General features: G+C 73.4%; 9 protein-coding genes and 1 pseudogene. 2 read left to right on the plus strand and 8 right to left on the minus strand.

Annotated features, from left to right (window positions below; all coding sequences use genetic code 11):
• The first annotated feature begins 119 nt into the window (after nucleotides 1-119).
• Nucleotides 120-1,049 carry a diacylglycerol/lipid kinase family protein gene (locus tag G3T38_RS20390; protein WP_174268257.1) on the plus strand — a complete coding sequence of 310 codons (930 nt, stop codon included), beginning with the start codon at nucleotides 120-122 and terminating at the stop codon, nucleotides 1,047-1,049.
• 12 nt (nucleotides 1,050-1,061) lie between these two features.
• On the opposite strand, the gene G3T38_RS20395 is transcribed toward G3T38_RS20390, so the two are convergent.
• A complete protein-coding gene (locus G3T38_RS20395; RefSeq protein ID WP_163774668.1) occupies nucleotides 1,062-2,051 on the minus strand; it encodes a helix-turn-helix transcriptional regulator in 990 nt (329 codons plus the stop codon).
• A 277-nt stretch (nucleotides 2,052-2,328) separates the two neighbouring features.
• On the opposite strand from G3T38_RS20395, the gene lysS reads away from it, so the two are divergent.
• Nucleotides 2,329-4,092: a lysine--tRNA ligase gene (lysS, locus tag G3T38_RS20400; protein ID WP_163774670.1), complete on the plus strand. Its 1,764-nt coding sequence runs from the start codon at nucleotides 2,329-2,331 to the stop codon at nucleotides 4,090-4,092.
• Between the two features lie 80 nt (nucleotides 4,093-4,172).
• Here lysS and G3T38_RS20405 read toward each other — a convergent pair whose 3' ends face one another.
• From G3T38_RS20405 to G3T38_RS20435, 7 genes and pseudogenes are all read right to left on the minus strand, one after another.
• Complete coding sequence (locus tag G3T38_RS20405) at nucleotides 4,173-4,589, minus strand: DUF3151 domain-containing protein (RefSeq protein ID WP_163774672.1); 417 nt, start codon at nucleotides 4,587-4,589, stop codon at nucleotides 4,173-4,175.
• Nucleotides 4,590-4,708: 119 nt separating this feature from the next.
• The gene (locus tag G3T38_RS20410; protein ID WP_163774681.1) at nucleotides 4,709-5,752 is read right to left on the minus strand and encodes an aspartate-semialdehyde dehydrogenase; all 1,044 of its coding nucleotides are present in this window, start codon (nucleotides 5,750-5,752) and stop codon (nucleotides 4,709-4,711) included.
• Between the two features lies 1 nt (nucleotide 5,753).
• Nucleotides 5,754-7,028: an aspartate kinase gene (locus tag G3T38_RS20415; protein WP_163774683.1), complete on the minus strand. Its 1,275-nt coding sequence runs from the start codon at nucleotides 7,026-7,028 to the stop codon at nucleotides 5,754-5,756.
• Between the two features lie 148 nt (nucleotides 7,029-7,176).
• Complete coding sequence (locus tag G3T38_RS20420) at nucleotides 7,177-7,869, minus strand: DUF5063 domain-containing protein (RefSeq protein ID WP_163774685.1); 693 nt, start codon at nucleotides 7,867-7,869, stop codon at nucleotides 7,177-7,179.
• Entirely contained in the window at nucleotides 7,862-8,461 is a 600-nt protein-coding gene (recR, locus tag G3T38_RS20425) for a recombination mediator RecR (protein WP_163774687.1), read from the minus strand. Before recR ends, G3T38_RS20420 begins: the two co-directional genes overlap by 8 nt.
• Nucleotides 8,462-8,477: 16 nt before the next feature.
• Nucleotides 8,478-8,891, minus strand: a complete 414-nt coding sequence (locus tag G3T38_RS20430) for a YbaB/EbfC family nucleoid-associated protein (protein WP_163774689.1) — start codon at nucleotides 8,889-8,891, stop codon at nucleotides 8,478-8,480.
• Between the two features lie 71 nt (nucleotides 8,892-8,962).
• Nucleotides 8,963-9,239: pseudogene (locus G3T38_RS20435) on the minus strand (DNA polymerase III subunit gamma/tau); the annotation flags it as partial.

Here is a 9,239-nt window from a genome sequence, read left to right on the forward strand (position 1 = left end):
CAGGGTGCCGGTCGACCAGGGCTCTTGCGGCCCCACGCTACCAAACAACGCCCCGGCCGGTCGGCTCGTCGATGCGCTCCGCACCCCTGGGGGTGGGGGCCTCGCGTAGTCTCGCGCCGATGGATCCTCTGCTCGTGATCACGAACGCGTCCGCCGGCACCTCCGACGAGGAGACGCTGGAGCGGGCGCTCGACGTGCTGCGCGAGCAGGCCTCGGTGGAGGTGGCCGCGACGTCCAACCCCGGCGAGCTCGACGGGGTGCTGCACCGCGCGGGATCGCGACGGATCGTCGTCGCCGGGGGCGACGGCTCGCTGCACGCCGTGGTGACCGCGCTGCACCGGCGCAACGAGCTGGGCGACCGCGTGCTCGGCCTGCTGCCCCTGGGCACCGGCAACGACTTCGCCCGCGGCGCCGGGATCCCCCTCGAGATCGAGGCGGCCGCGCGCGTGGTGCTCGACGGCGAGGTGCAGCCCGTGGACGTGCTCGTCGACGAGCTGGGCGGTGTCGTCGTCAACAACGTGCACCTGGGCGCCGGCGCGCAGGCGAGCCGCCGCGCCGTGCGCTGGAAGGAGCGGCTGGGCGCCGTCGGGGTCGGCAAGGTCAACCTCGGCAAGCTCGGCTACCCCATCGGCGCCGCGATCGCCGCGGTCAAGCCCCCGCACCTGCGGCTCCACGTCGAGGTCGACGGCGTCACCGTGGCCGACCTCGACCACCCCGTGCTCATGGTGGCCGTCGGCATCGGCGCCACCGTCGGCGGCGGCGCGGCGATCACCCCCGAGGCCGAGGTCGGCGACGGCAAGGCGGACGTCATGATCGCCTTCGCGACGGGCCCGGTCGAGAAGCTGGGGTACGTCGCGGACCTCGCCCTGCGCCGCCACCACGAGCGCGACGACGTGCGCTACCTGCGGGCCACGTCCGTCGCGGTCGCCGGTGAGGAGTTCTGGACGAGCGCGGACGGAGAGATCTCCGGCCCGGAGCGCCGTCGGTCGTGGCGGGTCGAGCCCGCGGCGTACCGGATGACGCTGCCGCGCGAGACCCCCGACGTCTGACGTCCCCGCGCCTCAGATCCAGCCGCGGCGGGCGGCCTCGACCCCGGCCTGGAACCGCGAGTCGGCGCCCAGGTCGATCATGAGGTCCGCGACCCGGCGGCGGACCGTGCGAAGGCTGACCCCGAGCGTGCGGGCGATCTGCTCGTCGGCGGCGCCCGCGGCGAGCTCGGAGAGCAGGAGCCGCCGGCTCCGCTCGCGGGCCCCGCGCAGGTCGAGCTCCGGCACGGGCACGGCGCGGTCCCAGAGCAGCTCGACGTACTGCGCGAGCAGCAGCACCAGCGCCCGCTCGTGGACCGCGAGCACGCCGGCCGTCTCGTAGCCGGGCATGTCGGGCACGAGGGCGTGCGTCAGCGGGATGACGAAGAGGCGGGTCGGCACGTGCGCGAGCACGCGGATCTCCTCCCCCATCCGTGCGCGCTCGGCCAGCGCCTCGGGGGCCTGCTCGAGCGCGCGCACCGGGTAGAGGGTCCGCGCGGTGCGACCGGAACGGAGCGCCGTGGTGAGCGCCCGCTGCAGCGCCGGGTGGGTCGGCTGACGCCACTGGTCGGGACGCAGCGACAGGATGTCGCCCTCGCTCTCCTCGATCCAGCGGGCCATGGTCGTGGCGGCCTCGCCCTCGGGGATCCGACGCCCGGCCAGCGGCTCGGCCTCGTCCGGTCCCACCGGCAGGCGCGGCACGACGTGCGGCACCGTGGTGGCGAGCTCCCGCACCCGGCGCACGGCGGCCTCCATGCGCTGCACCTCGTCGTCGAGGAGGTGGCTGAGCACGTGCGCCATCGGCGGCACCTGGAGGCGTCCGGCGGCGTCGACCGCCACGGCCCCCATGGCGACGAGGGGCGCGAGGGCCGCCTGCAGCTCCGCGACACCGTCGTAGTCGAGTGCCGCCGCCGCGTCCTCCAGCGCCTGGCCGTGCCGCCCGTGCACGCGCCAGTAGAGGTCCTCGGTCTCCAGCGTGAGCCCGAACTCCGACAGCGCCGCCTGCACCGCCCGCCGCGTGACCATGTCGCTACCCTAGCGAAAGATGGCAACTTCCTGTCACTGTCTCGTCGGAGCCACCTGTCCGGATCGGGTCAGTGGAACGATCTGCCTCGACACTCGGTCGCTCCGCGGGGGACGCGATCAGTCGGCCCGTCGGGGGACGGGTCCGCGAGGGTCAGCGGAGGGCGCCGTGCCGAGGGGATACGGCGCCCTCGCACATTTCTCGGGCCCTCACCCGGCCCGGTAGCCTGCCGTGCGGCCCATCCCCACGCACCAGAGCGAAGCAGGCGAGCACCCAGGCATGGCACGACGCAGCAGCGACTCCCCCGCCCCCGAGCCCACCGACTGGGTGACCCGGGCGGCGGACGACGCGATCCGGCACGCAGGCGGCGACCCGCGCGACCCCGCGGTGGCCGAGCAGCTCCGGGCGGCCGGCACGGTCGTCACCTGCGCCTCGGGCATCAGCCCCTCGGGCCCGATCCACCTGGGCAACCTGCGCGAGTTCCTCACGACGCACTTCGTGGCCGAGGAGCTGAAGCGCCGCGGCGTACCGGCTCGTCACCTCCAGTCGTGGGACGACTTCGACCGGCTCCGCAAGATCCCCGAGGGGGTCGACCCGTCGTGGACCACCCACATCGGCAAGCCGCTCTCCGCGGTGCCCGACCCGTGGGAGTGCCACACCTCGTGGGCCGAGCACTTCAAGGCCCCGCTGCGGGCAGCGCTCGCCGAGATGGGCTGCACGATGGAGGAGGTCGACCAGACCGACCGCTACCGGGCCGGCGCCTACACCGAGCAGGTGCTCCACGCGATCGAGCGTCGCGACGTCATCGAGTCGGTGCTCGCGCGCCACCGCACGAAGCAGGCCGTGCCCGAGGACGCCTCCGCCGAGGAGGCCGCGGCGCTCGAGGACTCCGTGGCTGAAGACGACGAGCCGACCCAGACCGGCGACCTCGCCCGGTTCCCCTACAAGCCGTTCTGCCGCACCTGCGGACGCGACACGGTGACGCTGACGTCCTACGACGACGAGACGACCGACCTCGCCTACACCTGCGACGTCTGCGGCGACTCCCACGTCACCAACGTGCGCACCCAGCCGGAGGGCAAGCTCGTCTGGAAGGTCGACTGGCCGATGCGCTGGTCGGTCGAGGGCGTGAACTTCGAGCCCGGCGGTGTCGACCACGCCTCTCCCGGGTCGTCATACACCGTCGGCAAGGAGATCGTGAAGCTCTACGGCGGCCGCGCGCCCTCGTTCGTGGGCTACTCGTTCGTCGGCGTCGCCGGGATGGCCAAGATGTCGTCGTCGAAGGGCGGCGTGCCCACCGCGGCCGACGCGCTGCGCGTGCTCGAGGCCCCCGTGCTGCGCTGGCTCTACGCGCGGCGGCAGCCCAAGCAGGCCTTCACGGTCGACCTCGGTCCCGAGGTCGTGCGCCTGTACGACGAGTGGGACGCCCTCGGCAAGAAGGCCGCGAACCCGGCGAAGCGGGATGCCCACGTGCTGGCGTTCGAGCGCGCCTCGACGACCTCGAGCGCCGGGACGCTGCCCACGCCGCCCGTCGTCGTGCCGTTCCGCACGCTGTCGTCGATCGCCGACGTCACCGCGGGCAGCGCCGACCAGATCAGCCGTCTCGTCGGCGACCTCGGGCACGCGCACGACTCCGTGGCCGACCTCGAGCCGCGGCTCGGCCGGGCCATCACGTGGACCCACGAGTTCGTGCCGGAGGAGGACCGCACCACGGTGCGCACCACCCCCGACCGCGAGCTGCTCGCCTCCCTCGGCGAGCTGGAGCGCACGTGGCTGCACCTGTTCCTCGAGCACCTCCCGAGCGCCTGGGCCGACGGCTCGCCCGACCTCGACCGCGTCACGACGGTGGTCTACGGCGTGCCGAAGCTGGCCCGCGGGCTCGCGCTGGAGGACCAGCCGACGGACGAGGTGAAGGCCGACCAGAAGGCGTTCTTCCGGCTGCTCTACCGGCTGCTCGTCGACGCCGAGCGCGGCCCCCGGCTGCCCACCCTCGTGCTCGCGCTCGGGCTGGACACCGTCTACGCGCTCATCCAGGCGGCCTGAGTCAGGCCCTCTCCCGGGACGTCATGCGGAGCGGTCGCCGGAGCCGCCGCCTCGCATGACGTCCGGAGGGGTGGTGAGGGTCAGGCGGCGCCGAGCAGGGCGTCGTACGCCGCGGGGCTCGAGTCGCGCAGGAACGCGGAGCAGCGCTCCCACTCCGCCGTCTCGCCGATCTCCCGCGCCGTGAGCGCGAGCAGGGCGAGGGCGCGGAGGAAGCCGCGGTTGGGCTCGTGGTCCCACGGGACCGGGCCGTAGCCCTTCCACCCGTTGCGGCGCAGCAGGTCGAGGCTGCGGTGGTAGCCGACGCGGGAGTAGGCGTAGACCGTCACGGCGTCCGCCCCCTCGGCCTTCGCCTGCTCGGCGAGCGCGGCCCAGGCGACGGGCGACTCCGGGTGGCGGCGGACGACGTCAGCGGGGGCGGCGCCCTCCAGCTCGGCGGCGGCGGGGTCCTCGGGCAGACGGGTCGGCGGCGGACCCGCCATCAGGTCGACGTGGCTCATGAGCCCCAGCCTCCCACGGGCACGGTCGCTCCGAACGACCGCGGGTCGTGGTGCCAGGCCCGCGGAAACCGCAGGCGAGGCACCACGACCCGGGTGGGGGAGGTGGGACGGGGGGCAGGTCAGCGCGAGGCGACGATGAGCTCCGCGATCTGCACCGTGTTGAGCGCGGCGCCCTTGCGGAGGTTGTCGTTGCTGACGAACAGGGCGAGGCCCCGGCCGCCGTCGACGCCCTCGTCGGCGCGGATGCGGCCGACGTAGGACGGGTCCTTGCCGGCCGCGTCGAGCGGCGTCGGGATGTCGACCAGCTGCACGCCCGGGGCGTCCGCGAGGAGCTCCTTGGCGCGCGCCGGCGAGAGCGCCCGTGCGAACTCGGCGTTGATCGCCAGCGAGTGACCCGTGAAGACCGGGACGCGCACGCAGATGCCGGAGACGCGCAGCTCGGGGATGCCGAGGATCTTGCGCGACTCGTTGCGCAGCTTCTGCTCCTCGTCGGTCTCCTCGAGGCCGTCGTCGACCAGGTTCCCGGCGAAGGGCAGCACGTTGTAGGCGATCGTCCTCTTGTAGATCGCCGGCTCGCCGAACGCGACGGCCTCACCGTCGTAGGCAAGCTCGCGCGCCTTGTCGCCCGCCGTCTCGATGCCGGTGGCGAGCTCCTCCACGCCGGCGACGCCGGAGCCCGAGACCGCCTGGTACGTCGACGCGACCAGCCGCACCAGGCCGGCCTCGTCGTGCAGCGGCTTGAGCACCGGCATGGCCGCCATCGTGGTGCAGTTCGGGTTGGCGATGATGCCGCGCCCGGCCTGGATGACCGGGGCCGCCGCCTCCGGGTTGACCTCGGAGACGACCAGCGGGATCGACGGGTCCTTGCGGAACGCGCTGGAGTTGTCGACCACGATCACGCCGGCGTCGACGAAGCGCTGCGCCTGCGCGCGCGAGGTCGTCGCGCCCGCGGAGAACAGGGCGATGTCGAGGCCCGTGGGGTCGGCCGTGGAGGCGTCCTCGACCGTGACCTCGCGGTCTCCGAAGGGCAGCACGGTGCCCGCCGAGCGCGCCGAGGCGAAGAAGCGCACCTCGTCGGCCTCGAAGCCGCGCTCGAGGAGGATCTGCCGCATCGCGACGCCGACCTGCCCGGTGGCGCCCACGACGCCGATGTTCACGCCCATGTCAGCGTCCCGTCCCTGCGTAGACGACGGCCCCGCCGTCGGGGTCGTTGTCGTCCAGGTCGAAGGCCGTGTGGGCGGCGCGCACCGCGTCCTCGATCTGGGTCTCGTCGATGACCACCGAGATGCGGATCTCCGAGGTGGAGATCATCTCGAGGTTGACGCCCGCGGCGGCCAGGGACGCGAAGAATTTCGCGGTGATGCCCGGGTGGGACTTCATGCCGGCGCCGATCAGCGAGACCTTGCCGATCTGGTCGTCGTAGAGCAGCTTGTCGAAGCCCACCTGCTCCTGGAGCGCTGCGAGCGCCGTGACGGCCGTCTGGCCGTCCTCGCGGGGCAGCGTGAACGAGATGTCCGTGCGGCCCGTCGCGGCAGCGGAGACGTTCTGCACCACCATGTCGAGGTTCACCGCCGACGTCGCGAGCGTCTCGAAGATGCGCGCCGCCTCGCCCACCTTGTCGGGCACGCCGACGACGGTGATCTTGGCCTGGCTCTTGTCGTGGGCGACGCCCGAGATGATCGCGTCTTCCATGGCTGCTCCCTGCTGCTCGGGGACGATCCAGGTGCCTTCCTTCTGGGAGAAGGTCGAGCGCACGTGGATGGGCATGTTGTGGCGGCGGCCGTACTCGACGCACCGCAGGTGGAGGATCTTCGCGCCGTTCGCGGCCATCTCGAGCATCTCCTCCGTGGAGACGCGGTCGAGCTTGCGGGCCTTGGGGACGATGCGGGGGTCGGCCGTGAAGACGCCGTCGACGTCGGAGTAGATCTCGCAGACCTCGGCGCCGAGCGCCGCCGCGAGCGCGACCGCCGTCGTGTCGGAGGCGCCGCGCCCGAGGGTCGTGACGTCCTTCGTGTCCTGGCTGACGCCCTGGAAGCCTGCCACGATCGCGATGTCGCCGGCCTGGATCGCCTGCTCGATGCGGCCCGGCGTGATGTCGATGATCTTGGCGCGGCCGTGCGCGGAGTCGGTGATGACGCCGGCCTGCGACCCCGTGAACGAGCGGGCCTGGTAGCCCAGCTGGTTGATGGCCATCGCGACGAGGGCCATCGAGATGCGCTCGCCCGCGGTGAGGAGCATGTCGAGCTCGCGCGGCGGCGGGATCGGCGTGACCTGCTGCGCGAGGTCGCGGAGCTCGTCGGTGGTGTCGCCCATCGCCGAGACGACCACGACGACGTCGTGGCCCTTCTTGCGGGTCGCCACGATGCGCTGCGCGACCCGCTTGATCCCGGCCGCGTCGGCCACGGACGAGCCGCCGTACTTCTGCACGACAATGCTCACGTCAGACCCTCTTCACCCAGTACGACGCGGCCCGTCGCCTCGCGACCGGACCGCTCTTGACCGGCGCCGATCCTACCGGCGCGACGCGGGTGTCCCCGACCGCGTCCCACGGCGGGACGGCTGGCGGACCCGCCGAGGGGACGGCGCCTCAGCGACCGGCGTCGAGCATCTCGTCGGCGGCCGCGATGCGCTCGACCTCGCCGACGAAGCTGGCGTCGAGGCGCGCGTGGGCGACGATCGACTGCAGCGCCCGCAGGGCCCCCGATGCCTCGCTGCCCCAGCTCGCGACGTACGAGAACTGCCACCACCACAGCGCCTCGGCGACGCGGCCGGCCTTGAAGTGGCGCAGGCCGTGGGCCAGGGCGGAGGCGACCGAGGTGAGGTCGTCCGACAGCGTCGACTCGACGAGCTCCGGTGCGCCGCCGGTGTCGGGGCCGTAGGGGTCGAAGACCTCCGTGAAATGGTCGACCCCGTCGAGCAGCTCGGCGAGGCGCAACCGCATCGCGTCGAGGTCGGGCTCGGGCCCGGCGTCGGGCTCGAACTCCTCGACCGGGTCGAAGTCCTGCTGCACGCCGAGGCGCGCCCCGGCCAGGAGGACCTGGGAGACCTCGAGCAGCAGCAGCGAGATCGACCGGCTGCCGTCGGCCTCGCGGGCGATGGCCTGCAGCGCCACGAGGAAGCTCTCGACCTGGTCGGCGATCTGCTGGGCGAAGTCGTCGGGCTCGTCGCTCCGCACCTGGGTGGGCGCGACCTGGGCGAGGTCCCGCAGCGCGGCCTGGTCCTCCGGGTCGAGCCCGGTGAGGTCGAAGACGACCCCGTCGTCCTCGAAGCTGTCAGTCATCTGCCGATCTCCTCCCGACGAAAGCGCGGCCGAGGGTGACCTCGTCGGCGTACTCGAGGTCACCACCCACCGGCAGTCCACTCGCAAGTCGGGTCACGCGCAACCCCAGGGGCTTGAGCATGCGCGTGAGGTAGGTCGCCGTCGCCTCGCCCTCGAGGTTGGGATCGGTCGCGAGGATGACCTCCGTGACCGCCCCGTCGGCGAGCCGCACCATGAGCTCGCGGATGTGGAGCTGCTCCGGGCCGATGCCGTCGATCGGGCTGATGGCGCCGCCGAGCACGTGGTAGCGCCCCTTGAACTCGCGGGTGCGCTCGATCGCGACGACGTCCTTGTACTCCTCGACGATGCAGATCACCGAGACGTCACGACGGGTGTCGCGGCAGATGCGGCACTCCTCCTCGGAGGAGACGTTGAAGCAGATGCGGCAGAACTTCACCTTCACCGTGACCTCGACGAGGGCGTCGGCGAGCCGCCGCACGTCCGTCGGGTCGGCCTGGAGCAGGTGGAAGGCGATGCGCTGCGCGCTCTTCGGACCCACGCCGGGCAACCGGCCGAGCTCGTCGATGAGGTCCTGGACGACGCCTTCGTACACCGAGCGGGACCGCCGCTCAGAAGCCGATGCCGCCGGGCAGGCCCGGCGCACCGCCCTGGGGGCCGCCCTCGGGGCCGCCGAAACCGCCGAGGCCGCCCGCGAGCGGACCGAGCTTCTCCGCGGCCATGCGGTCGGCCTGCGTGCGCGCGTCCCGGTACGCCGCCACGATCAGGTCACCCAGGTCGGAGAGCGAGTCGGGGTCGGCCGCGTCGACCGCGCTCGGCGGGATGACGACGCCCTTGAGCTCGCCCGAGCCGGACACGCGCACGGTGACGCCGCCGGCCGAGCCGTCGACCTCCGCCTCCTCGAGCTCGGCCTGCGCGGCCACGAGCTGCTCCTGCATCTGCTGGGCCTGCTGGAGGAGGGCGCCCATGTCGAAGCCGCCTCCCCCGGGGAGGCCGCCGGCCGGGTCGAACGGGTTCTGGCTCATCGGGTGCTCCTCGGTGGATCGGTCGGGTCGGTCGGGGCTGCGGGCCCCAGTGTGCCGGGGTGGTGTGCGGGTCAGTCGTGGCGGATCTGGTCGATGACGACCGCGCCGAGCTCGCGCTCGAGCAGCGCCGTGCCGGCGAGGTCGGGGGCGTCGTCGACGGGGTCGTCCGGCGATGCCGCGTCGTCGGGGTCGTCGAGCCAGGCGGGCGGCTCGTCGGGCGGCGGACCGTCCTGCGCCGCACCCCGCTGCCCGGCGGCCGCGTGCGCCTGGCGGGCGGCGTCCGCCGGCCGGGGAGCCGGTTCCGGGCGCGCCGCCTGCGGCGCCGCAGGGGCCGGCGGCTCGGGCTCG

The organism is Nocardioides zeae (assembly GCF_010686755.1).
GTDB lineage: Bacteria > Actinomycetota > Actinomycetes > Propionibacteriales > Nocardioidaceae > Nocardioides > Nocardioides zeae.